The organism is Heyndrickxia oleronia, from assembly GCF_017809215.1.
In the GTDB taxonomy this organism is placed as follows: Bacteria; Bacillota; Bacilli; order Bacillales; family Bacillaceae_C; genus Heyndrickxia; species Heyndrickxia oleronia.
In genome coordinates this window covers 4,458,816-4,482,541 of the sequence record NZ_CP065424.1, presented here as the reverse complement: position 1 = coordinate 4,482,541, position 23,726 = coordinate 4,458,816, and the positions used below count along the sequence as shown (strand labels likewise).

Sequence of the window (23,726 nt, the reverse complement as noted above, 5' to 3'; positions counted from 1 at the left end):
GAGCAACATATAATAACGCTGAACCTAGTACAAAGGCGACAAACTACAGTTTTAATTTAAAATTAATTTTTTATTGATACCATTTCACTTGTTCTATTGAAAGTTATTGTAGAAATGTAAAGTGGAGGGACATCAATTGAAAAAATTTATTATAATACTACCTTTATTATTGATTATTGGAGGAATGGTGATTGTTTTAAAAAATATGAAAAGTGAAAGCAGCTCAGTAATACCTAAGACAACAGTCTCTTCTGCATATGATGTTGAACGTTTGGCTACCCAAGAAAAAACAAGTAGCGATATGATGAAAACATATAAAAAAGGAAATTATAGCCTTACACATCCGTATATTATCAAGGACCCCTATAATGTAGCACCATTAACAACCTTAGTTATGTTTAAAACAAAAGAAAAAACCAAAATTACAATAACGGTGGAGGGCAAGGATACCGAATCAACTATTACTAAAACTATTTCTGATTTTAAAACAGAACATGAAATACCGATTATTGGTTTATATGCGGATTATAATAATACTGTAAAGATTAAAAGTGAAGCGGAAGATGGGACTGTAAAAACGAAAGAATTGAGGATTGAAACAGAGTCTTTGCCAGAAGATTTTTTACAAAATGAAGTCGTTAAAGCGAATAAAGAAAAAATGGAGGATGGTCTAACTTTTATTGAGTCCAGTTTTGGATATGGATACGCAGTAGATAATAATGGGGACGTAAGATGGTTTAGCTCACTGCCAATACATGCCACATTCAAGCGATTGAAAAACGGAAATGTTTTGTACGTTACAAAAAAGGATAAGCAATATAATGAAATTTTAGAAATGGACATGCTTGGAAAATTGAGCAATGCCTATACCATCCAACCCCAAACTTATACTAACTCAGATGTGATCCACCATGATCTAATTGAGATGCCAAATGGAAATCTACTAGCTACAGTGAATTCTGATGAGAAGTATATTGAAGATATTATTGTGGAAATCGATCGTCAGACAGGAGAAGTTGTCCATACAATTGACTTAAAGGATATTTTACCAGAAAATTTTTATATGGAATATGATGGACCTAGCGGGGAAGATGGTGAGGTAGATTGGTTCCACTTAAATGCCATTGTTTATGATGAATCTGATGACTCTCTTATTATATCTGGTAGGCATCAGGATACCGTAATGAAAATAGATTATTCAACAAGCAAGATAAAATGGATCCTAGCAGATCATGAAGATTGGCCGAATTCCTATAAGAAATTTTTATTAACTGAAAATGGAAAGGATTTTAAATATAATGCCGGCCAACATGCACCAATGATTTTGCCAGATCAGGACAACAATTCTGATACACTGGATATCCTATTATTTGATAATAATAATGTAATTTCTCGTGGCAACAAAACAGAAAGTCAGAAATATAGTCGCGCAGTTCAATATCGGATTAATGAAAAAACTAGAACAGTAAAAGAAGTATGGTCCTATGGAGAAAGCAGAGGGAAAGACTTCTTTTCTAGTATTGTCGGAAATGCAGTTTATCAAAATAGTACGGGGAACCGACTTATTACATCTGGATATATTTTAGGCGAAAATGATTCTGCTGAAAGTAGAGTAGTCGAGGTAACAAATGATTCAAATGCAAACGTAGTCTTTGAATTAAAGATTACTGGTTTCGAACAAGGCTCACATCGGCAAGTTTATCGAGCATGGAGAGGGTCATTATACCCTGATTTGTGGGAATTTAAGCTTGATTACTAAGCAATAATTAGATTGAAATAACATAGTTGGGGCTATCTGAAAATGTTGGGATAGCCCCGCTTAGAATGAAATAAGGTATTATTTTACGAGTAAAACTGGTACAGGAGATTTTTGAACGACGACATGACTTACACTCTCTAAAAACTCTTTAATTCCTCTTAATCCTCTGTTTCCCATAATAATTAGATCGTTCTTATTTGTCTCTACATGATTTAGGATTGCTGTAATTGGTTGACTATCAACAATATATTTATGGATGGGGTTTTTAAGGTCAGCTAAATAGTTAACTGCATTTTCTAGAGTTTCATCAGCAAACTCATTGAACTTATCTTGGGATTCTTGAATCATTATGCCCCCTGGATACGTGGGAATAGGAACTTGGTTGGCAAACAAAAGATCTATTTCGGCATTCGGATTCACTTTTGCGAAATTTTTAACCGTTTCTAAAGCTTTGTTTGATAGATCCGTATTATTATAAGGTATTAATATTTTTGAATATAGCATAATATACACCTAGCCTTTTTAATCATTTTTCTTTCTCAAACATTGCTGTTACTTAGGTAAAGTTGTAACTAATAAAAATAGGTTGAAGTTCGTAAAAGCCCTGCAATTTATGGAGCTTATAAAGAACCGCGGGACCTTTATTGAATGTAAAAGCAGGTAGTAGGCATATTTAGTTATTAGTTTGTATTTCTATATACCCCGTTTTTTTGACAATCAATCATTTTGGCGTAGTCCAATTTTTTTTAAGAACTTTAAAATAAAAGGATAGGCTATGGTTACTTAGAGATTGGGGAATGCTGAGAAGAAGAAGGTTGTTTCTGGGAGGATAGTCATGTCTAGTAGAAATTTTAGTAATTATTTAACTGGGACATCCATTATTATAGGTGCAATACTTATGCTAATTGCTACGCTACTCCATCCACCATTAGTTAATCCTTATGATGGGAAGACTGCATTTCAGGGATTTAGCGATGCCGATTTCTGGATGTGGGACCATATTTTAATGCTTATTGCCACTTCCTTATGGTTAATCGGTTTGGCAGGAAGTGAACATTTTTTTGCAAATCGAAGCAAGTCGGCTAAATTAGGCTCTTGTTTATTTTTTGTTTCCTTAAGCCTGTGGATATTTATCCTAGCTGCTGAGCTAACAGCTTTACCAATTTTAGGAGAAGAGTTTATTAAAGGTAGGAATAGGGTTCTTCTCGAGTTATGGCAGGCCATTTTCTCTCTTGGATTGTTAGCTGGATATTTTGCTGTTATGTGTAGTTGGCTAGGAATTTGTTTATATGGATGGAGTCTTAAACAAACCCATACTGATTTGCCAAGCTTATTTACAAAAGGAGCCTTTTTTTCCGGATTAATAGGTGTGATTGGAATTTTATTAACGTTCTTATCCTTTAATATGGGGTATATTCTTATTCCTTTGACTTCGGCACCGCCCTATTTATGGAGCATTTGGTTTGGTTGGAAAATAATGAAGAATGGTTATTTAAATGAATGAGGAACCCTTTGGGTGGAGTCTCTTTTCTATATATGTTTCTTTTTTATGTTTCGAAATTTGGTTATATCACATATTAGACAAAGTGGAAAAGCCGGAATGATTTCATTGTAGGTATCCAAACATTCTTTTATCTGTGATAAAAAGCGTTCCTTTTCTTCTTTCGAAATGCAATATGGTATATTTAGGATAACCATTTTAGCCTAATAAACATTTAAAAGGAGAGATTATGCAATGGCAAATTTCACTGGATTTATAGGAACATATACAAAAGGAGAAAGCGAAGGAATCTATACTTTTTCATTGGATACTGAGGAAGCTAGAATTCAAGGGGTAAAGCTAGCAGCATCATTAGATAACCCAACATATGTAACAGTTAGTCAGGATAAGCAATATCTTTATTCGGTTGTAAAAGAGGGAGAACAAGGTGGTGCTGCTTCTTTCTCTATTAAGAATAATGGGGAGTTAGAGGAATTAAATAGAGAACTATCACCAGGTGCATCGCCTTGTCACATAAGTGTGGATAGCAAAAATAAGACGGTTGTAACAGCGAACTATCATAGGGGAACAGTTGAAGCCTATTTAACGACTAGTAATGGAAGCCTTGAACCAGTATCATCTATCATCCAGCATGAAGGATCAGGACCGGATAAAGAAAGACAAGAAAAGCCACATGTTCATTATGCTGGATTTACTCCAGATGAAAAATATGTTGCGGTCGTTGATTTAGGAATTGATCAGCTCATTACTTATGAAGTCGTTAATGGCCAATTAAAATTAGCCAATAAACTATCATTAAAACCTGGCTGTGGACCTAGACATTTAACCTTTCACCCAAATGGGGATTATGCATATCTAATGACAGAAATGAGTTCAGAGGTCGTTGCCTTACAATATAATAATATGGATGGAAGTTTCCAAATAATTCAATATATCTCAACGCTTCCAAGTGATTTTACTGAAAATAGTCAAGGTAGTGCGATTCATATTTCTTCAGATGGCCATTTTGTCTACGCTGCCAATCGTGGACATGATAGCATTGCCGTATACGGTGTGAACCAAGAGACAGGTGAATTAACATTTATCGAACATACTTTAACAGAAGGTAATTGGCCAAGAGATTTTGTATTGGATCCAACAGAAAACTATCTCATTGCATCCAATCAAAATTCCAGTAATCTTGTTCTATTTAAAAGAGATTCAGCGACTGGAAAATTAACGCTGCTACAATCAGATATAAAAGTACCTGATCCAGTTTGTGTAAAATTTCTATAAGGCACTTTAAGTGATAGGCATGATGGTTTTTTTAGAGAATTAGATATTGCCTCATTAAAGTTGAGTGTTGGGTAACCAAAGAGAGAGAAAGGTGCCCGCCCGAGCGAGAAAAGCGGTTTCGCGGTAACGAAAGAGGGAAAAAGGTGCCCGCTAGAGAGGAAAAAACCGTTTCGCGGTAACCAAAGAGAGAGAAAGGTGCCCGCTAGAGAGGAAAAAGCGGTTTTGCGGTAACCAAAGAGAGAGAAAGATGCCCGCCCGAGAGGAAAAAACGGTTTCGCGGTAACGAAAGAGGGAAAAAGGTGCCCGCCCGAGAGGAAAAAGCGGTTTCGTGATAACCAAAGAGGGAAAAAGGTGCCCGCCCGAGAGGAAAAAGTGGTTTCGCGGTAACCAAAGAGAGAGAAAGGTGCCCGCCCGAGAGGAAAAAGCGGTTTTGCGGTAACGAAAGAGGGAGAAAGGTGCCCGTTAGAGAGGAAAAAAAGGTTTTGTGGTAACCAAAGAGAGAGAAAGGTGCCCGCCCGAGAGGAAAAAGCGGTTTCGCGGTAACGAAAGAGGGAAAAAGGTGCCCGCTAGAGAGGAAAAAGCAGTTTCGCGGTAACCAAAGAGAGAGAAAGGTGCCCGCCCGAGCGAGAAAAGCGGTTTCGCGGTAACGAAAGAGGGAAAAAGGTGCTCGCAAGAGAGGAAAAACCGGTTTAGCGGTAACGAAAGAGGGAGAAAGGTGCCCACTAGAGAGGAAAAATCGGTTTCGCGGTAACGAAAGAGGAAGAAAGGTGCCCGCCAGAGAGGAAAAATCGGTTTCGCGGTAACGAAAGAGGAAGAAAGGTGCCCGCCAGAGAGGAAAAAAACGTTTCGCGGTAACGAAAGAGGGAGAAAGGTGCCCGCCCGAGAGGAAAAATCGGTTTTGCGGTAACGAAAGAGGAAGAAAGGTGCCCGCTAGAGAAAGAAAAGCCGTTTTGCGGTATCTAAAGAGAGCGAATGAATCCATGAATAGGGGAAAACCCGCCGATTCACGGTAACCAAAGAGAGAACAATACATTGAAAATAAATAAAAGAAAACGACAGAATAAAAATGTAAGCTCTTCATATGTGTCAGGCTATTTTATTCTAATATGCATAAATGATGCCTGGCACTAAGGAGGATAAATGGAAGAATTAGAGTTCATACATGTAAGTAAGGAGTTTAAAAATAAAAATGAGACCATACAGGTATTAAAAGGAATCAATGGAAAGATACAAAAGGGTACGATTACGACGATTATTGGTCCATCTGGTTCTGGAAAAAGTACTATATTGTCATTATGCAACTTATTAAGTACTCCAACCGAAGGGGAAATTTTTATTCGTGGGAAAGAGATTCGCGAATGGGATGTACAAAAGCTTAGATGTTATGTGGGGATTGCCTTTCAATCGGCTCCACTCATTAAAGGAAGTGCCTTAGATAATTTAATACTCCCTGCAAAATTACATGGTCGAACATTGGAGCAACCGAAAAAATATATGGAGTACGTTGGGTTATCAGAGGATTTACTTGATCGTCCTGCGAAGGAGCTATCTGGTGGACAGCGGCAACGGCTATCGCTAGCTAGGACATTAGTAAATGATCCCTCTATTTTATTACTTGACGAAGTCACCTCCGCTTTAGATTCTATTTCTTCCCATGAAGTGGAAGAGCTAATTAAAAAATTAAATCATGAACATGGTACAACCATCCTATGGGTTACACATGATCTTGATCAAGCGAAACGTGTAGGGGACCATACATGGCTAGTATTAGATGGTAAACTGATTGAAGCAGGACCAACGAATGAACTTTTCGAAGCACCAAGGGAACGACAAACCCAACAATTTTTAGAGTTAAAGAGGAATATGAGATGAACCTGCTCACTATTTTACTTAGTTTTGGTTTTGTTATTATTGCACTGTTTCTATCCGCAGCATTTAAACTAGGACTTGGGCGTGACTTACTAATAACGAGTGTCCGTGCAACCATTCAGTTAATGATCATTGGCTATATACTTAAAATGGTATTTGGCTTTAAAAATCCCCTCGTTATGATCGTGATGATTGGATTAATGATTTTAGTAGCAAGTAGTAATGCAGCAAAACGGGGGCGGGGATTACCACATATTTTTTGGAAAGTCTACTTAACAATCTTAATCGTTGAAGCAATTACACAGGGCTTTTTATTACTGCTACATATTGTACCTGCTACTCCGCAATATATTATTTCTATCAGCGGAATGATTATTGGTAATTCGATGGTAATCGCTAGCCTCTTTTTGAATCGTTTAAAAGGAGAGCTGGATATGAGGAAAGATGAAGTGCTTTTGGTACTATCACTTGGTGGGAGTCAAAAGCAATCGATTTATCCAATTCTAAAGCAATCGATAAGGTCTAGCTTAATTCCAACGATTGATAGCCAGAAAACCATTGGTCTTGTTCAGCTTCCTGGGATGATGACAGGTCAAATTATTGCAGGGGCAGATCCTATTCAAGCCGTTCGTCTTCAACTTCTTATTGTATTTTTGATTATGACCGCAGCTACATTAACTTCTATTATCCTTGGCTTTCTAATCTACCCTGGTCTATTTAATCGCGAGCAACAATTGGATATTCAGGGCTGGGAATAAAAAGGGTGCTGTCTACTAAAAGGAATCCTCTTAATAGACAGCACCGTATTTAACAACAGCGGTTTACCTTTCCACTCTCATATCTTTCCTTTAATGCAAACATATAATATTCCTTTTCAGACATGATCGGCTCTTCTGGATGCTTTCTCTTCCGATGTTCTACGTAAATTTGGTAATTAGGTAATCCAAATATTGTTTTGATATTGCAGCCAATCTTGCTGAAAAAGGGATTTAATTTTTTCATTATCTTCACCTTCCAATTGGAATGTTTGGATATTTAGATGGGACAAAAGGACTTTCATGTAATTTAGCCTTTTTCTTCTTAATTAATATATCGTACCAAACTTTAAACGAAGCGATAACCATTAGAAGAACGATTGCTATAAAGATAATTGTTAATATAGCATCTAGTCGATCATTAAACACAATTTGCTTCATGACCTCCATATCGGTAGCCGGAGCGATGACTTTACCTGCATCAATTCCATCCTGATAGATTTTAGCGTGACTGAAAAACCCGATGGATGGAACTTTGGAAAATAGCTTCATACATGCTGCTACCAAGGTTGTGATTGTTAGAAACACATATGGAATAATGGTGACCCAAGCATAGCGGGCTTTGCCCATTTTTATAATAATAGTCGTTGCAATTGCAAGAGCAATAGCCGCTAACATTTGATTGGATATTCCGAATAATGCCCATAAGGAGTTAATTCCCCCGAAAGGATCAATAGCCCCTTGGTAGGTGATATAAGCCCATCCAATGGTAATAATGGCAGAAGCGATAATATTTGCTACTAAATTATTCGTTTTTGCAAATGGTTTATAGAAATTACCTACTAGGTCTTGCAGCATGAACCTGCCTATTCGCGTTCCAGCATCAATGGTTGTAAGGATGAATAAGGCTTCGAACAATATGGCGAAGTGATACCAAAAGGCTTTAGCACCGGCTAAAAAGCTAGTGAAAATTTCAGCCATTCCTACTGCTAATGTTGGTGCACCGCCTGTTCTAGACATGATAGTACTTTCACCAATTTCCTTTGCTGCATTCGTTATTTCACTCGCTGAAACTTGGAAGCCCCAAGTGGAAATGACAGAGGCGGCTTGTGATGCTTCTGTACCTATCACCGCTGCAGGTGAATTCATCGCAAAGTATAAGCCAGGATGTAGAGAACAAGCAGCGATAAGAGCCATAATCGCGACACCTGACTCCATCAGCATACCTCCATAGCCAATAAATCGGGAATGAGATTCTTTTTCGATCATTTTTGGAGTTGTTCCCGACGAAACTAACGCATGGAAACCAGAAACGGAACCACAGGCTATTGTGATGAATAAGAAAGGAAAAAGGTTACCTGCAAATACAGGACCTGACCCATCAATGAAGCGACTAATTTTTGGCATGTGTAATTCTGGCAAGACAATTAAAATTCCAGCTGCTAATAAAAAAATGACACCAATTTTTAAAAAGGAACTTAAATAATCACGTGGTGCGAGCAATAACCAAACAGGTAGAATGGAAGCTACGAAGCCATAAATTCCAATCATGATAGCTAATTGTCCACCTGTAAAAGTAAACATTTCGGCTAATGTAGGATTTTCAGCAACGTATTGACCACCCCATAGGGCTAATAGTAATAAAACAAATCCAAGAATTGATCCCTCGAGCACCTTACCTGGTCGAATATACCTCATGTATACTCCCATGAGTATAGCAATAGGAATAGTGGCAGCAATAGTAAATACACCCCAAGGAGAACCAGCGAGCGCTTTCACTACAACCAGTGCAAGTACTGCTAATAATATGACCATAATCGCAAGAATTCCGATTGAGGCGATGATTCCACCAAAAGGACCGACCTCTTCCTTGGCCATTTGTCCGAGTGATTTCCCATTCCTTCTCATAGAACCCATTAGAATCACTGCATCTTGTACAGCTCCAGCTAGAACTACACCGATAATGATCCAAAGTGCACCTGGTAAATATCCCATTTGTGCAGCTAAAATTGGACCTACGAGTGGACCTGCACCAGCGATGGCAGCAAAGTGGTGTCCGAATAGCACCCATTTATTTGTAGGAACATAATCCTTTCCATCATCATTTACTTCTGCAGGAGTTGCCCTTTTATCATTTAATTTAAAAATTTTATAAGCAATAAATTTACTATAAAAGCGATATGCAACAGCATATGTACAAACAGCGGCAATAATCAGCCAAGCAGCGGAAATAGTTTCTCCATTAGCTAATCCAAGTAAGGCGAAAGCAACTGCACCGATAATTGAAATAACGGTCCAGATTAGAATTGAAAGAACTTTATTTTTCATGATTATACTCCTTCCCTATTAAATAAAAAATAGACTAATTTAAAACATCTACCCTCCTTGTTCGATAGTTTAAAATATTCGGAATTCATTAAAATATAACAAATACATCCATTTTAATCAATAAGTCACAGTTGATAATTTATTGAATAAATAACTATTTTTCGACAAAATGTCAAAAAAAAAATCCTCTATCAAGGAGTCAATCTATTCTCTTCGATGGAGGATGAACTATTCTATTCCTTGATTACTTTAATTGGCCTCATCATATCATGATCTTCATGTTCCAATATATGACAATGCCAAACATAATCACCGATATGATTTTCAAATCTCATAATAATACTTGTAACCGTACCAGGTTCTACCTTTATAGTATCCTTCCAACCTCTTTCATAAAGTTCAGGCTCTCTAGCAGGACCGGTATATTGAATGAATCCATCCTGATTAAAACGGTCGATGTCAAAAGGTCTCCGATTTATTAATTTAAATTGAACCAAATGGACATGAATCGGATGTGGAAAAGGTGTTAAATTAATGAACTTCCAAATTTCAACACTGTTAAGAACGGGTTTCTCCGTAACAGGATCATCCCACATACGATGATCTAGTAGAAGCATTGGCCTGTTAAAATGATCAGTTGAAGCACTTAAAGTTAATAATCTATTTCTTTGAACTGAACTAATATCAAATGAATGATCTGAACATAGAAAATTTGGAATATCACTTGTATCTTTCTCTGAAAGGGGGAGATTTACTTTAAATTGCATAATTATACTTAAATCCCCGTCATCATTGGTGTTTCGTAGTATGAATGTTTCACCTTTTAAATTGGTAAAGTCAATGATAATATCTGAGCGTTCAGCAGGCTCCAATGGAAGTGAGTTAAGTTCAACAGGTTTGGACAGAAGTCCTCCATCAGTACTAATTTGATAAAACGGGTGATCATTGTCGAACCTTAATGTATAGGCATTGGTATTGGAGGCGTTTAATAGTCTAAAACGGTATTTTCGTGGTTCTACTCGTAGATATGGCCAAATTTTACCGTTTACTACAATGGTATTGCCATTAAATGCTGGTACTACTGAAGGGTTAATTGATACAGGAGGATTCGTATTTTCAGGGTAAAATAAAGCTCCATCTGCTTGGAAAGATTTATCTTGGATCATTAGCGGAATATCATATTTTCCTTTCGGCAACTGTAAATTATCTTCCCTAGGATCATGGATTAAGAAAAAACCCGCTAATCCTGCATAAACGTTTAGTCTGGTAATTCCAATTGCATGGTCATGATACCATAATGTTGCAGATCTTTGATTATTTGTATATTGATAGATTTTCTGTTTAAAGGTGCTACCCCGTTGTGAAAAATTTGTAGTAAACCATGCCTCCGGATGCCCATCACTTTCTGAAGCGACATTTGCTCCATGAACATGAACAACAGTTCTTACATCTGGTGAATCCGCTGCCCCATGGAGTGATCGATCGATGGGTAAAAAGTGTTTTTCTGGTAGATGGTTCATCCATTTTACTTTTATGGTTTGATTACGCTGAACCTTAATTGTTGGACCCGGATAAGTTCCGTTATAACCCCATATGGTTGTAGGTGGAAAAAGTTTATGGAATTGATGCTTGGCCTCCTTCATTTCAATTTCATAATAATGAGGTTTATCGTTTGCCTTCATTTTTGGTTTTAATACCCGTGGAATGGGTAATTCATCGATAAATTTAGGAATGGTTTCTGGTTTTGAAGGATCAACTTCCTGTCCTTTCGTTTCAAATTTATCCATTAAAAACTCCTCCTTACCTCTGCTTATTAAGCAATTTTTAAAATAGTTTATGTAGGTAATTTGTTTATGAAAGGGGCAATAGCGGAGAAATTAGGTTTTTAACTTATTTTTTGCGAAGAATCTATTTATATAGTTAACTGCGATTTTGTCAATTTTTAATAGATATTGTGATTTTCATCACCAATAATTTAAATCATATTTCTTATACTATAAATGAAAAAGTCAATTAAAAAGAGAGGATGAATAATATGGATAGTGAAAAGACTGATCGTTTACGCGTACTTCTTCAAGAGGCATTAGCTCCATTAGTGGAAAAAATAGAACATTTAGAGAAGGAAATTAGAAATTTGAAAGAAGAACAGAAGTAAATGAAGCACTGTAAATATACAGGATTCAAGTTGGAGTATATGAGATGTGCTTAAATGGGACCCGGCTTGTATGTCACTTGCACTCCTACTGGTAAAGTTGACTGTTTGTATATCTGTGGGGCATGAAGGAGATTTAAGTTTAGGGCAGACAATTTTAAACTTTGATAACCAACATGTAAACTATAAAGATTTAAAGCAAAAGGCTAACTTCAAAAAGAGGGAGTTAGTCTTTTGAATGTGAAAATGTTGGTTTAGGCAACCTTCCTTATATTGTAAAATTAAACGAAAGGGAGGTGAGATAACATTATGATAGCTTATAAAAGATTTGCTCTAATTTCATTTTTAATAAAGTTTTTTAGTTTATTTATAAGTAGTAGTTTAAAGGACAACATCTTTGTATCTTTATTAACTTTCCTAATCATAATGGTTGTATTATATTCAATAATGATTATTATCCCTTTTTACTTTAGACGAAAGATAAATATATTTAATCAATATTATACTTGGATAGAAAAAGGAGGAAGATTTGGAAGCAAAAGATGAATTGCTAGAAGTTTTTCAGTGGAACATTCAATTAGGATGTTCTTATTTTTGTTTCATTTTAATCTTAAACACATATTCTTTGAGAGATAACACTACAGAATATAGATTTACGTATATAGAAGGTAGAACGTGTAGATAGCCATTCTTGAAAAGATGTTGAAAACACCCCTTTTCGCATCACGTATGAATAGAGGGGTTAGTTTATAAAATGAATCATTCGGAACCTATATACTGAATTAATAGATTTCTAACTTGGGACTAATATAGAAACTAGTAGGATAAAAGTTTACCTATTAAAAGAATATCTCGTACAATTTTCTTACTTTTAGAAAATTCTGTTATTTTAGATGGTTTTCATATATAATAAGGGTAAGGAATGTTAGTAAATCTATCAATGGAAGGGGAAGTATCATGGAAAGAAAGTTAATTCCTTATAAGGTGATAGAAGTTGTAGATTCAGTTGAGGAGAACATTCCAGAGGGCATTAAATTAATTCATGCAGAAGAATTGTGGGAAGATGCGGACTATGGTGAAGGCGTAGTTATCGCAGTCATAGATACAGGTATCGACCGCAATCACCCAGATTTAAAGGATCGAATTATTGATGGGAAGGATTTTACTGGTTCCGGTGATTATCAAGATGATAATGGTCATGGGACACATGTTAGTGGAACCATATTAGCTACTATGAATCAGTTTGGTGTTGTAGGAGTTGCGCCACGTGCAAGTGTATTAGCACTAAAAGCATTAAAGGGTGACGGTACAGGAGACGTTCAGTGGATTAATCAGGCGATTGATTATGCAATCAATTGGAAAGGACCAGATGGTGAAAAGGTCTCTGTCATTTCAATGTCACTCGGTGGACCTGAAGAAGAAGAAGAACACCAGTTAATTAAAAAAGCTGTTCAACAAAATATTTTAGTGGTATGTGCTGCCGGAAATAGTGGTGACGATCGTGATAATACAGATGAATTAGATTATCCAGGTGCCTATCCTGAGGTTGTACAAGTTGGTGCAGTTGATTTAGAGAAGAATTTGGCTGATTTTTCAAATACGAATGATGAAATAGATTTAGTTGCACCAGGAGTTGAGATTTTCTCGACTTATCCAGGTGGAAAATTTGCGAAGCTAAGTGGTACCTCAATGGCAACGCCACATGTCAGTGGAGCAGCGGCATTGATTAAAAACATTGCAGAAAAAGAGTTTGAACGAAAGCTTACAGAAGCGGAGCTTTATGCACAGCTATGTAAAAGCACGGAGGATCTAGGAATTAGTAAAAAGGCACAGGGAAACGGAGTTCTTAATCTAACAAGCCTTCATAAAACAGCAGAAAAGGAAATAATGATAACGATAGAATCAAAGAGCCTCGGGCTTTCTGCTCAAACGGTCTCTATTTCTTATAAGTAGAAAAGGAAAATGGGAAACTATAATAGTTTCCCATTTTTACTTTTATCCAGCACTAAAAAACAAATCGGACTTTTAAAAGGCTATTTTTATTTAGTTTGTGGCTGTTATATATGCGCTACTGCAGGCTTTTACATCTAATAATGGGTCCCGCAAGTTCTAAAGGAAGCGGCTCTTTTTTTAGTGGAAAAAGAAATTTAACGGAATTCAACCAATTAATTTCAGTTAAACTCTTTAGCGAAATGCCAACAATGATTGAGAAAAGAGCCTTAAAAAATAAAGGAATAACTAAACAATAAAACGAATGTTTGAAATATAAATAGGAAATTTGATAAAGAAGGAGGGCTAACTGTGTCTAGTAATTTAATAGCAGGGAAAGATGTTCAGCAATGGAAGGATGATTATCCCTTACTCGAGAAAATTTCTCGTCTGGAAGAGGTATTTTGGAGAAATATTGATTATGGTACAAAGAAAGAAATGGAATATTTATCAAGCAAAGATATTACTGATGCTTTAGAACGATTGGAGAGGTTTGCTCCTTTTATTGAAACGATGTTTCCTGAAACTTTACATACAAAGGGAATTATTGAGTCTCCATTAAAAAAAATTAATAAAATGAAGAATCAGCTAAAACATGTCTATAAAATCGATATTAGTGGTGAGTTACTTTTAAAATGTGATAGCCATCTACCTATTTCTGGATCAATTAAAGCAAGAGGGGGTATTTATGAGGTATTAAAACATGCTGAGGATCTTGCTCTTGAGAATGGATTACTTACCAATACGGAATCATATACCATTTTTTCATCGGCTAGGTTCAAGGAGCTTTTTTCAAAATACAAGATTGCTGTGGGCTCCACTGGGAATCTTGGTTTAAGTATTGGGATTATGGGTGCATCATTGGGCTTTCAAGTGACTGTTCATATGTCTTCAGATGCAATGACATGGAAAAAGAATCTGTTACGTCGTAAAGGTGTGACCGTAATTGAATATCAAACTGATTATAGTCATGCAGTTGAAGCGGGAAGAAGGCAAGCTGAAACCGATCCGACATGTTATTTTATTGATGATGAAAACTCGAAAGATCTTTTTTTAGGCTATGCAACAGCAGCATCCCGTTTAAAGGAACAATTCAAAAAAAGAAATATTATTGTAGATGAAGATCACCCATTATTTGTTTATTTACCATGTGGTGTGGGGGGGGGCCCTGGAGGAATTACATATGGTTTAAAAACCGAGTTTGGAGAAAATGTTCATTGTTTTTTTGCGGAACCGACTCATTCACCATGTTTTCTCATTGGTCAAATGACAGGTCTTCATGATAGGGTCTCTGTGTTTGACTTTGGTCTAGATAATCGAACAGCAGCTGACGGACTAGCAGTCGGTAGACCATCAAGTTTTGTTGGGCAGGCAATTGGTCACCTTCTTAGTGGTTGCTATACCATCGATGATCAAAGACTTTTCTCCTTTTTAAGGAAGTTAGTTGATACTGAAAATCTTTTTCTTGAGCCTTCTGCCCTAGCAGGATTTTATGGGCCAATTCAATTATTTAGAACGATAGAAGGAAAGAAATATTTAGACTGCCATCAATTAAATGATAAAGTATCAAATGCACTTCATCTTGTATGGGCAACAGGTGGCAGTATGGTGCCTAAAGAGATGGTTTCTGAATATTATGAAGAGAAAATAGAGGAGTAAGATCCTACGAATCTTCAATATTTTCCATTTTTGTAGTATATTATTATAAAAATAAGTTTGAATGGGGCGATGGTTTTGACGGATGTAATTGGAGTCATTATGGTGTTTTCTATTCCAATCATTGCTATTATAACAAGCCATATTCGTAGTAATACGAAAATTAAGGGCAAGCTGATTCAAGATCAATTGGAATTGGAGAAATTGAAGCATCAAAATTTCTTACTTGAAACAGAGAAAATGCGACTGGAATTGGAAAAAATGAACCGGATAGATACAAAAGATACGCCGAACATCCCTTAAAAGAGGGTTCAGTCCCCTCTCATACGTGCGCTTAAATCTTACAGGTCCGTATGATATGGGGATTACAAAGATTAATATAGAGAAATAATATGTTTTGTAATTTTAAATCGCAGCCTCTGTTTTTTTCTTTTTACTTTTTCGATTTTTAAAGATTGCGATGACCAATAGCAGGCTAGGAATGATTACTTGCATTGGTAGATGTAAATAGAGAGGTACGATAACTAAGCCTTCCTTTATATGTTCAGAAAAATTACTGGCAATGGTCATAGATAAAAAAAGAATCACTAATCCAAGTGGGTAAACTAGTTTTTTATGCTTGCTAATTTTGAATAGATCAGCTGTTCCAATTACACCTGCATAGAAAAAAATACTTATTTTGAAAAACCCCCCAATAATGACAGCGAGTAAAAAGAAAACATCCAGTCGTTCTAAAAAATCGGCTACTTGAATACGTTGGATGGTTGTGAGTAAAGGGAAGGGAGCACGTGAAACAAGATCCACCCCAAGGACGGATATGTTTACTCCCATTGAAATTGCTAAATTAACACCACTTAATGCCATAGCAGATATGCCAATCCACTTTGCTTTTACGGGATTATTAAGATAGTTAAGAATCATTGTAAAGGCAATCATCTCTCCATAAGGTACATACAATGTTTGTGTAAATGTAACCTGGAATATTTTCATAGCTCCTTCATCTAATATAGGTTTCAGTCTATTTAAATCGATTAATCCAGAGGCAACGACAAGAACAAATCCGGAAATAGCTAATAGATATAGAAAAAAGAAGAATATTTCACCTGTTCTCGTTAAGACCTCAATTCCTTTATGAATGGCATAAATGACAGTTAAAATCATGATTGCGTTTATAATAAATTCTGGTGTATTAGGGTAGGCAAATGTAATTAACAGTTCCCCGAAATCTCTTAAAACCCTCGCAGACAGATAAAAAAAATAAAGGATATAGACAAATGCAAGAATCTTACCTAAAAAAGATCCAACTATTTTTTGAACATAAGAGGTAAAGGGAATATTTGGATAATAAAGGTAAAGGCGGTTATATAATAAAAATAAAAATATTCCTAAGATCATTCCAGTAAGAATGGTGATCCAGGCATCCTGTTTTGCTCCTGATCCTAAAGAGATAACTAGGGCACTACCATGTTCAAATAGGACCATAATAACAAATAATTGGTAAGCATTGATTTTTACATTTTCCACCGAACCACCCTCTGTAATTCTAGTTATTTACTTCAGTAATATAAGGATTATTTCTTAACCCTGTACGACGGATAAATGCATCAACGTCTACGTCTACTTTTAGTTCAGGAAAACCTACGTCATTCCAATCATTTTTTAGCTGTTTCCAAACTTTAGGAGAAGTACGGTGGATAACATCTCCAAAACCAAAAACATCAGTCTTTTCCTTCTGAATCATTTTTATGGTAGCCATAATTTCCTTTTTTATTTCCTTTTCTGCTAATTTTTCCAGCTGAAATATTATATTAGGATTAGTGAGATCAATTTGTATATCTGCTTCTCTTATATCGCCTTCAGCTTCAATATGAACCTTTATTACCGGCTTATTTTTTTCTAGTTTTGCCTTAATTATTGATTTGCCGCGAATCACAAAAAAGGCAAGAGGTTTTTTGTTATTTTTCCAATAAATATTTACTGGAGTTTGTTGAACTTTGTTTTGTACCCAAAGTACACCACGTGCATTTTTTCCATGCAACCATCTTGTTAGTTTGCCTTCTTTAAAAATTGCCATTCCTCCTGCTTGTAAACGTGCTGCTGCCTCAGTTGTTTGGAGATTAGCTTGTCCTTTTCCTTCTTCTGAATTTCCAACAATTTTAAATCCGCTAATTATCGGTTCCTTTCCGGGACTGACCATATCTCTTATTACATCATCTACACTAACATCCATATTTTCCCCGAGAGCTTTTTCAGTGAATTTGAGTGTTTTAGTTATTTTATTGGCAGGAAGCTTATCAATTGGTGTAAGCATTTTTAGCAGATCTTCTGCTGTTGAATTTTCAGCAATGACGATGGAGGAGGTTGTACGAAATTGAGGGTCTCTTTCCATCACATCAAATAGTTGCATTAATCCTTCTCTAGCTAGATCTTCACCAATGACAACGAGGTTTGCATGGGCATAATATATTTGGCGAGAGACATTTTTTGAGCCCAATCTTGCTGCATCTAGCATATTTCTTCCTGAAACAGTATAAACCGTGATTGGTATCCCACTTGTTTGTGCACCGCCTTGCTGATTTCCAGCAACATTTCCGGGATTAATAATTTGAAAGGTGTTACGAAACTTTCCATTTTCTAATTTATCTACTCCAACTGCATTAACAATGGCTAGATCAGTTAATTCACGTTTATCCCAGCATCCTGCAAGAAAAGTGAGACATCCTAATATTAATAATAAGTGCCACCATTTCTTCTTCATTCTTGATTCTCCTTTTTAGGCTGACTTGCTGTCTGTTTTGGAGGATGTGGTTCCTGATTTTTACCTGAACGTATTATATTTTTTTGGCTAATTAATCTTGGTCTTTGTTTTAATGTCCAGATTGGCAGTCGGATCACTGTATCACCTGCATTAGATGGGGTGAATGGCGCCAATGGGAACATATATGGAACACCGAAAGATCGTAAATCACATAGGTGAATGAACATCACTAATATGGCCATAATTAATCCATAAAATCCAAAAGTAGCAGCAATGATCATGAACAAAAAGCGAATTAGACGAGCGGATATAGCCATTGAAAAGGATGGGGTTGAAAAATTTGCAATGGCTGTTATTGAAACGATAATTACCATTGCAGGTGAGACAATCCCTGCTTGAACAGCCGCTTGACCAATGACAAGTGCCCCAACTATGGAAACCGTTTGACCAATGGCTTTAGGAAGTCTAATTCCTGCTTCACGTAAAATTTCAAAAATTACTTCCATGATGACAGCCTCAACAAATGATGGAAACGGTACAGCCTCTCTTTGTGCTGCAATCGTTATTAGGAGCAAGGTAGGTATCATTTCTTGGTGAAAGGTAGTAGCTGCGATATAGATAGATGGAGCAATAATTGAAATGATAAAAGCTAACACTCTTAATAACCGAATCCCTGTTGCAATATCGAAGCGAAAATAATAATCATCTGCAGCTTGGAAAAATTCCACAAATAATGCAGGTGCAGTTAGAACAAATGGAGTTCCATCCACGAAAATTGCAACCTTTCCTTCTAAAAGATTAGCAGTAACTACATCAGGCCTTTCTGTAATATAGAGTGTTGGAAATGTTGTGAAGGTCTCATCTTCAATTAATTGTTCAATATATCCAGTGTCTAATATGCTATCAATATCTATACGCTTTAACCGTTTTCTCACTTCCTTGATAACCTTATCATTAGCAATTCCGTTGATATACATGATTGCAACATCTGTTTGAGTTACTTTCCCAATTTGCATCGTTTCCAGCCATAAGTTGGGGTTTTTTATTCTGCTCCGAATTAGGGATGTATTGGTCCGTATCCTTTCAATGAAACCAATTCTAGAACCACGAATGGTTAATTCTGTACTAGGTTCTGTTAATGCTCTTTTTTCTCCACCTACTGTACTAATTGAAAGAGCCTCATTGGCATTATCCATAAGAATGATTGTTTCCCCTGATAAAAGGGAGTGAAAAAGTTGATCCCAATCATAAATCGATTTAACTCCACTTATAGATATCAATTTTTCTTTTATTATGTGCAATGAGTGCTGTTCAGAAATCGTTTCATCCATGCCTTCCTTAGTTAGAAGCTCTCCTATGATGTTATTATCAATTAATTTGTCATCTGCCAATCCATCAGTATAGATAATTGCAATCCTGCTAGTTAGACCAATTTCCATCTTACGGATGATAATATCTGAACTATTTCCTAGCGTTTCTATTATTTTCTTTACATTTTCATCAAGATTATTCCCAAAGTATTCTTCGGGTATGAATGCTGCCTGCCCTGAACGGTCTCCACCGGTTTTGACACTTTTCTTCTTTTTAAGTATTTTCTTAAGAAATGACATATTAATTCCTCGTTTTCACTAACTTTTTGTACATATACCAAATTCTTCTCAAGCTTTGGTTGGATTATGCGTAAATGTGATTTTTTAAGAAATTTTGGATATGCTAAAGTGAAAATTATCTCAATGTTTTAGGAGGAGATAAATTGAAATTATTTGGAATAAGTATAGGATTAATCAGTTTTTTAATTGCTCTTTCAATTGGAATTGATATGATTATGGGGTTTGAATTAAAAAATGCAATATTCAACGCATTCAATCCTTTTAGAGTAATGGATACAAGTGAGTTTGTCGTATTCTTTTTTTTTATATTAGTATTTCTGATTCAATCCATTACTACCTATGTTTTAAAAAAGAAGAAAAGGAATCCATCGTAAAATAATTAAGTCAAAGAAAAATATAAATAAAACTGTTATGATAAGTGAATAGAAAGATTTAGGTGAGGGTGTGAATCGAAGAATCCCCCTTGGTTTATATATATTTAAGCTTATAAGTACTAGAAAGGGTTCTCGCATGAATAAGGAAGCGGAGTTTTTTAATTTCAGTCAGATAAAAAAGAGAGTTATTTTAAATCAGCAACAACAGAAGGCTATTTTACATACTGATGGTCCCCTTCTTTTGTTAGCGTCGCCGGGTTCAGGAAAGACAACAACGATCATTATAAAAATTGGTTATTTAATAAAAGAAAAAGGTGTTAATCCAAAAAGAATTAAGGCTGTAACCTTTAGTAAAGCTTCAGCAATGGATATGAAGGAACGATTCAATTCATTTTTCCCCATGATACCGCAAGTAGATTTTTCAACTATCCATAGTCTTGCATTTGAAGTGATACGAGAGTACTTTAGGAAAACTAATACAAGCTTTCAACTTATTGAAGGCATTCAACCACTGGAAAGAAACCAACTCACATTAAATAAGAAAATCATCTTAAAGGAAATTTATAACAATTTGGTTGGTGAAAATATAACAGATGACCAGTTAGAGGAATTGATGTCCTATACTAGTTTGCTGAAAAATAAACTAATTCCGGAGGAACTTTGGTCTACCGTTAAATGTCAAATACCAATGGCTGAAAAAATAGTTCAAGAATATGAGTTATTCAAACGAACGAGAGGGACGGTTCGATTAGTCGATTATGATGATATGCTTACGATTGCAAATCAAGTGTTTGAAGAGGATTCTGAATTTCTTCGAACCTATCAGCAACGGTATGATTATGTTTTAACGGATGAAAGCCAGGACACTTCACTGGTTCAGCATGCAATCATTGAAAAGCTGGTTTGCAATCATCGCAATCTTTGTGTTGTTGCAGATGATGATCAATCGATTTATACTTGGCGCGCAGCAGATCCAAAATATTTGCTTGATTTTAAGCAGGTATATCCTGAGGCAGTCATCCTTATGATGGAGCAAAATTATCGTTCATCAAAAGATATCGTAGATGTTGCTAACCAATTCATTCAGCAAAATAAACACCGATATAACAAACAGATGTTTACTGATAATCCTTCCTATCAACCCATACAATTAAAAAGATTGGCAGATTATCAAAATCAATCTAAATATTTAATAAGGGAAATTTCTCAGCTTGATAATTATCGAGAAGTCGCAATTTTATATCGGAATCACTCTTCATCTATCAGTTTAATGAATGATTTTGACCGGGCAGGTATCCCTTTTTATATTAAAGACTCAAATTCTCACTTTTTTTCTCATTGGGTAGTACAGGATATATTAAATTTTATGAGAATCTCTTATAATGATTCACGTACAGACATTTTGGAGAAGATTCATACAAAATTTAATGGCTATATTACAAAGCAACAAATGAAAGATCTTAAAAAAATAAATAATAAACAATCCTGTTTTGATAATCTTTTGCAGTATATCAATCTGAAGGACTATCAGATTAAACAACTACAAAAATGCAAAAGCTTGTTCCAAGAGATGAATGGCATGGCACCACTACAGGTGATTCGTCTAATTCGCGAATCACTAGGATATGAGAAAGCTCTTGAAAAATTAAGTGAAAGATATGGATTCAACCTAGATCATCTATTGGATATTTTAAATACTCTCGAGGAGATTGCGACCACATTAGATACGATGGAGGAATTTGCTGGTCGTTTGCAATATTTAGAGAAGAAAATGAAAGAGTCTAAGTTTGGAAAACATAAAAATGTGGTAACCTTCTCAACATTACATAGTTCAAAAGGATTAGAGTTTACGAGAGTATATATGATCGATTTGGTTGAAGGAATCATCCCTTCAAAAGAGGAAACGAGGTCAAAAGAGCAAGGAAAAGAGGAATTAATTGAAGAGGCTGTTCGTCTATTTTATGTTGGGATGACTCGTGCAAAGCTTCATCTAGAATTGCTCTCTTATGAAATAAAGAATGGAAAACTTGTAAATGAGTCACGCTTCGTGGGAGGTGTTCGTTCTATTATGAGCCCAAAAAAGGAGAAGAAGATGAAGCACGGCTTAAATGGTAAGATGGACACATCTTCAACAGCAATAAAAGAAGAAGAGCAACTCTATGTTGGGATGGAAATAAAGCACCCTGTTTTCGGGCAGGGTGAAATCATTTTACTGGACCGTGAACAATTTGAAATACGTTTTGAAGCCGGTGTTAAAAAACTGTCACTTAAAACATGTCTAGAGATGGGGTTGTTGGAGGCAGTATAATCATTTTAAATTACAGGAGAACTTTTCAATGAATCAAACGTTTACGATAAAAGAAAAAACAAAACAAATTTTCATTCTCTTAATACCTATATTAATTACACAATTAGGTATGTTTTCAATGGTTTTTTTTAATACTATTTTATCTGGTAAGTATAACTCCTCCGATTTAGCTGGAGTGGCGATCGGTTCTTCCATTTGGAATCCTGTTTTTACAGGCTTAAGTGGGATATTGCTCGCTGTATCACCTATTGTAGCCCAACGTTTTGGTGAAAGAAAAAGCAAAGAAGTCTCTTCGATTGTAGTTAATGGGATCTATCTATCACTAATGATTGCTATAGTTGTTATCATTCTTGGATTTTTTCTGTTAAATCCGTTATTAGACTCAATGAATTTAGAAACAAGGGTTCAACATACAGCACATGCTTATCTCGTAGGTTTAAGCTTTGGAATTATTCCTCTTTTTATTTTTAATGTACTCAGATCGTTTATTTATGCGTTAGGGAAAACTCGTATTGTTATGGTCATTATGATCTCTTCATTACCTATTAATTTCTTTTTAAACTATGTTTTGATATATGGGAATATGGGATTTCCTGAACTGGGTGGTGCAGGCGCAGGCTATGCCACGTCCATTACCTATTGGATGATTGCAGGAGTAACAGCCTTTATTATTAAAAAGCAAGATCCTTTTTCAACTTATCAAATCTTTTCAAACTTAAAAGATTTTTCATGGGGGAATTGTAAAGAAATCTTGAAAATTGGGGTACCGATGGGGCTTTCGACCTTCTTTGAAACAAGTATGTTTGCAGTAGTAACTATTTTAATTAGTAAGTTTAGCATTACAACCATTGCCGCCTATCAATCGGCATTGAATATTGTTTCATTTCTTTATATGGTACCTGTTAGCATATCCCTTGCTTTAACGGTGCTCGTAGGATATGAGGTAGGGGCTAAAAGGTACCGGGACGCTCGAATATATAGCTGGCTGGGCATTTGTCTAGCGATTATTATCGCTTTATTTACTGGACTTTTGGTTGTGTTATTCCGTTATCAAGTGGCAGGATTCTATTCAAATGAAGCAGCGGTTATTCAATTAACTGGTCACTTTTTAATATATGCGCTATTTTTCCAGCTATCGGATGCGATTCAAGTGACAGCACAGGCTGCATTAAGAGGCTATAAAGATGTAAATTTAGCATTTATCATGACATTGATTGCTTATTGGATGATTTGCTTGCCTGTAGGTTATCTTTTAGCCCATTTTACCAATCTTGGTGCTCCAGGATATTGGATTGGTCTAACATCAGGCTTGTTGGCTGCTGGAGTAGGACTGTCATTAAGGCTTCTATATATCCAAAAAAGGAAATTTGTTATTTTAAGTGCATAAAAAAT

19 protein-coding genes are annotated in these 23,726 nt (G+C 35.8%); 11 read left to right on the top strand and 8 right to left on the bottom strand.

Features of this window, described 5'->3' with window-relative positions; genetic code table 11:
• Positions 1–136 precede the first annotated feature (136 nt).
• The gene (locus I5818_RS22530) at positions 137–1,759 is read left to right on the top strand and encodes an aryl-sulfate sulfotransferase (protein ID WP_078109691.1); all 1,623 of its coding nucleotides are present in this window, start codon (positions 137–139) and stop codon (positions 1,757–1,759) included.
• 78 nt (positions 1,760–1,837) lie between these two features.
• On the opposite strand, the gene I5818_RS22525 is transcribed toward I5818_RS22530, so the two are convergent.
• The gene (locus I5818_RS22525) at positions 1,838–2,263 is read right to left on the bottom strand and encodes a universal stress protein (protein WP_078109692.1); all 426 of its coding nucleotides are present in this window, start codon (positions 2,261–2,263) and stop codon (positions 1,838–1,840) included.
• A 331-nt stretch (positions 2,264–2,594) separates the two neighbouring features.
• Between I5818_RS22525 and I5818_RS22520 the strand changes: the two genes are divergently transcribed.
• Both I5818_RS22520 and I5818_RS22515 read left to right on the top strand, forming a co-directional pair.
• Entirely contained in the window at positions 2,595–3,263 is a 669-nt protein-coding gene (locus I5818_RS22520) for a hypothetical protein (RefSeq protein WP_071976410.1), read from the top strand.
• Positions 3,264–3,494: 231 nt separating this feature from the next.
• A complete protein-coding gene (locus I5818_RS22515) occupies positions 3,495–4,535 on the top strand; it encodes a lactonase family protein (protein ID WP_078109693.1) in 1,041 nt (346 codons plus the stop codon).
• 202 nt (positions 4,536–4,737) lie between these two features.
• Here I5818_RS22515 and I5818_RS22510 read toward each other — a convergent pair whose 3' ends face one another.
• Positions 4,738–5,517: a hypothetical protein gene (locus I5818_RS22510; protein ID WP_209391821.1), complete on the bottom strand. Its 780-nt coding sequence runs from the start codon at positions 5,515–5,517 to the stop codon at positions 4,738–4,740.
• 158 nt (positions 5,518–5,675) lie between these two features.
• On the opposite strand from I5818_RS22510, the gene I5818_RS22505 reads away from it, so the two are divergent.
• Both I5818_RS22505 and I5818_RS22500 read left to right on the top strand, forming a co-directional pair.
• Positions 5,676–6,407 carry an ABC transporter ATP-binding protein gene (locus I5818_RS22505; RefSeq protein WP_058003184.1) on the top strand — a complete coding sequence of 244 codons (732 nt, stop codon included), beginning with the start codon at positions 5,676–5,678 and terminating at the stop codon, positions 6,405–6,407.
• Complete coding sequence (locus I5818_RS22500; protein WP_058003183.1) at positions 6,404–7,162, top strand: ABC transporter permease; 759 nt, start codon at positions 6,404–6,406, stop codon at positions 7,160–7,162. Before I5818_RS22505 ends, I5818_RS22500 begins: the two co-directional genes overlap by 4 nt.
• Positions 7,163–7,211: 49 nt before the next feature.
• On the opposite strand, the gene I5818_RS22495 is transcribed toward I5818_RS22500, so the two are convergent.
• The 3 genes from I5818_RS22495 to I5818_RS22485 all read right to left on the bottom strand — a co-directional run bounded on the left by I5818_RS22495 (position 7,212) and on the right by I5818_RS22485 (position 11,274).
• The gene (locus I5818_RS22495; RefSeq protein WP_058003182.1) at positions 7,212–7,406 is read right to left on the bottom strand and encodes a YbdD/YjiX family protein; all 195 of its coding nucleotides are present in this window, start codon (positions 7,404–7,406) and stop codon (positions 7,212–7,214) included.
• A gap of 5 nt (positions 7,407–7,411) precedes the next feature.
• Positions 7,412–9,487, bottom strand: coding sequence for a carbon starvation CstA family protein (locus tag I5818_RS22490; RefSeq protein WP_078110034.1), 2,076 nt, complete (start codon positions 9,485–9,487; stop codon positions 7,412–7,414).
• A 233-nt stretch (positions 9,488–9,720) separates the two neighbouring features.
• Positions 9,721–11,274 (bottom strand): multicopper oxidase family protein, encoded by a 1,554-nt coding sequence (locus tag I5818_RS22485; RefSeq protein WP_078111386.1) that lies wholly within the window; start codon positions 11,272–11,274, stop codon positions 9,721–9,723.
• 1,322 nt (positions 11,275–12,596) lie between these two features.
• On the opposite strand from I5818_RS22485, the gene I5818_RS22480 reads away from it, so the two are divergent.
• The 3 genes from I5818_RS22480 to I5818_RS22470 all read left to right on the top strand — a co-directional run bounded on the left by I5818_RS22480 (position 12,597) and on the right by I5818_RS22470 (position 15,587).
• A complete protein-coding gene (locus tag I5818_RS22480) occupies positions 12,597–13,592 on the top strand; it encodes a S8 family peptidase (RefSeq protein ID WP_078111388.1) in 996 nt (331 codons plus the stop codon).
• A gap of 348 nt (positions 13,593–13,940) precedes the next feature.
• Positions 13,941–15,287 carry a D-serine ammonia-lyase gene (locus tag I5818_RS22475; protein ID WP_078111389.1) on the top strand — a complete coding sequence of 449 codons (1,347 nt, stop codon included), beginning with the start codon at positions 13,941–13,943 and terminating at the stop codon, positions 15,285–15,287.
• Between the two features lie 69 nt (positions 15,288–15,356).
• A complete protein-coding gene (locus I5818_RS22470) occupies positions 15,357–15,587 on the top strand; it encodes a hypothetical protein (RefSeq protein WP_390883461.1) in 231 nt (76 codons plus the stop codon).
• Positions 15,588–15,689: 102 nt separating this feature from the next.
• Here the strand turns inward: I5818_RS22470 and I5818_RS22465 are convergent, their stop codons facing one another.
• The 3 genes from I5818_RS22465 to I5818_RS22455 are packed head-to-tail and all read right to left on the bottom strand — an operon-like array spanning position 15,690 to position 19,652.
• Positions 15,690–16,808 carry a GerAB/ArcD/ProY family transporter gene (locus tag I5818_RS22465; protein ID WP_058003174.1) on the bottom strand — a complete coding sequence of 373 codons (1,119 nt, stop codon included), beginning with the start codon at positions 16,806–16,808 and terminating at the stop codon, positions 15,690–15,692.
• Positions 16,809–16,827: 19 nt separating this feature from the next.
• Complete coding sequence (locus I5818_RS22460) at positions 16,828–18,042, bottom strand: Ger(x)C family spore germination protein (protein WP_078111390.1); 1,215 nt, start codon at positions 18,040–18,042, stop codon at positions 16,828–16,830.
• On the bottom strand, positions 18,039–19,652 hold the full coding sequence (locus I5818_RS22455) for a spore germination protein (protein ID WP_058003172.1): 1,614 nt from the start codon (positions 19,650–19,652) through the stop codon (positions 18,039–18,041). The genes I5818_RS22460 and I5818_RS22455 overlap by 4 nt, the downstream gene beginning before the upstream one ends.
• Before the next feature lie 143 nt (positions 19,653–19,795).
• On the opposite strand from I5818_RS22455, the gene I5818_RS22450 reads away from it, so the two are divergent.
• The 3 genes from I5818_RS22450 (at position 19,796) to I5818_RS22440 (ending at position 23,721) form a co-directional block, all read left to right on the top strand.
• Positions 19,796–20,026 (top strand): YczF family membrane protein, encoded by a 231-nt coding sequence (locus I5818_RS22450; protein WP_058003171.1) that lies wholly within the window; start codon positions 19,796–19,798, stop codon positions 20,024–20,026.
• A gap of 136 nt (positions 20,027–20,162) precedes the next feature.
• On the top strand, positions 20,163–22,334 hold the full coding sequence (locus I5818_RS22445) for an ATP-dependent helicase (protein ID WP_058003170.1): 2,172 nt from the start codon (positions 20,163–20,165) through the stop codon (positions 22,332–22,334).
• Positions 22,335–22,362: 28 nt separating this feature from the next.
• Positions 22,363–23,721: an MATE family efflux transporter gene (locus I5818_RS22440; protein WP_058003169.1), complete on the top strand. Its 1,359-nt coding sequence runs from the start codon at positions 22,363–22,365 to the stop codon at positions 23,719–23,721.
• Positions 23,722–23,726 lie beyond the last annotated feature (5 nt).

What these genes read in the sequence shown, in the direction of transcription:
- I5818_RS22525 (WP_078109692.1), bottom strand. Translation starts at nt 2,263, where the DNA reads ATGCTATATTCAAAAATATTAATACCTTATAATAATACGGATCTATCA.
- I5818_RS22520 (WP_071976410.1), top strand. Translation starts at nt 2,595, where the DNA reads ATGTCTAGTAGAAATTTTAGTAATTATTTAACTGGGACATCCATTATT.
- I5818_RS22515 (WP_078109693.1), top strand. Translation starts at nt 3,495, where the DNA reads ATGGCAAATTTCACTGGATTTATAGGAACATATACAAAAGGAGAAAGC.
- I5818_RS22510 (WP_209391821.1), bottom strand. Translation starts at nt 5,517, where the DNA reads ATGGATTCATTCGCTCTCTTTAGATACCGCAAAACGGCTTTTCTTTCT.
- I5818_RS22505 (WP_058003184.1), top strand. Translation starts at nt 5,676, where the DNA reads ATGGAAGAATTAGAGTTCATACATGTAAGTAAGGAGTTTAAAAATAAA.
- I5818_RS22500 (WP_058003183.1), top strand. Translation starts at nt 6,404, where the DNA reads ATGAACCTGCTCACTATTTTACTTAGTTTTGGTTTTGTTATTATTGCA.
- I5818_RS22495 (WP_058003182.1), bottom strand. Translation starts at nt 7,406, where the DNA reads ATGAAAAAATTAAATCCCTTTTTCAGCAAGATTGGCTGCAATATCAAA.
- I5818_RS22490 (WP_078110034.1), bottom strand. Translation starts at nt 9,487, where the DNA reads ATGAAAAATAAAGTTCTTTCAATTCTAATCTGGACCGTTATTTCAATT.
- I5818_RS22485 (WP_078111386.1), bottom strand. Translation starts at nt 11,274, where the DNA reads ATGGATAAATTTGAAACGAAAGGACAGGAAGTTGATCCTTCAAAACCA.
- I5818_RS22480 (WP_078111388.1), top strand. Translation starts at nt 12,597, where the DNA reads ATGGAAAGAAAGTTAATTCCTTATAAGGTGATAGAAGTTGTAGATTCA.
- I5818_RS22470 (WP_390883461.1), top strand. Translation starts at nt 15,357, where the DNA reads ATGGTTTTGACGGATGTAATTGGAGTCATTATGGTGTTTTCTATTCCA.
- I5818_RS22460 (WP_078111390.1), bottom strand. Translation starts at nt 18,042, where the DNA reads ATGAAGAAGAAATGGTGGCACTTATTATTAATATTAGGATGTCTCACT.
- I5818_RS22455 (WP_058003172.1), bottom strand. Translation starts at nt 19,652, where the DNA reads ATGTCATTTCTTAAGAAAATACTTAAAAAGAAGAAAAGTGTCAAAACC.
- I5818_RS22445 (WP_058003170.1), top strand. Translation starts at nt 20,163, where the DNA reads ATGAATAAGGAAGCGGAGTTTTTTAATTTCAGTCAGATAAAAAAGAGA.
- I5818_RS22440 (WP_058003169.1), top strand. Translation starts at nt 22,363, where the DNA reads ATGAATCAAACGTTTACGATAAAAGAAAAAACAAAACAAATTTTCATT.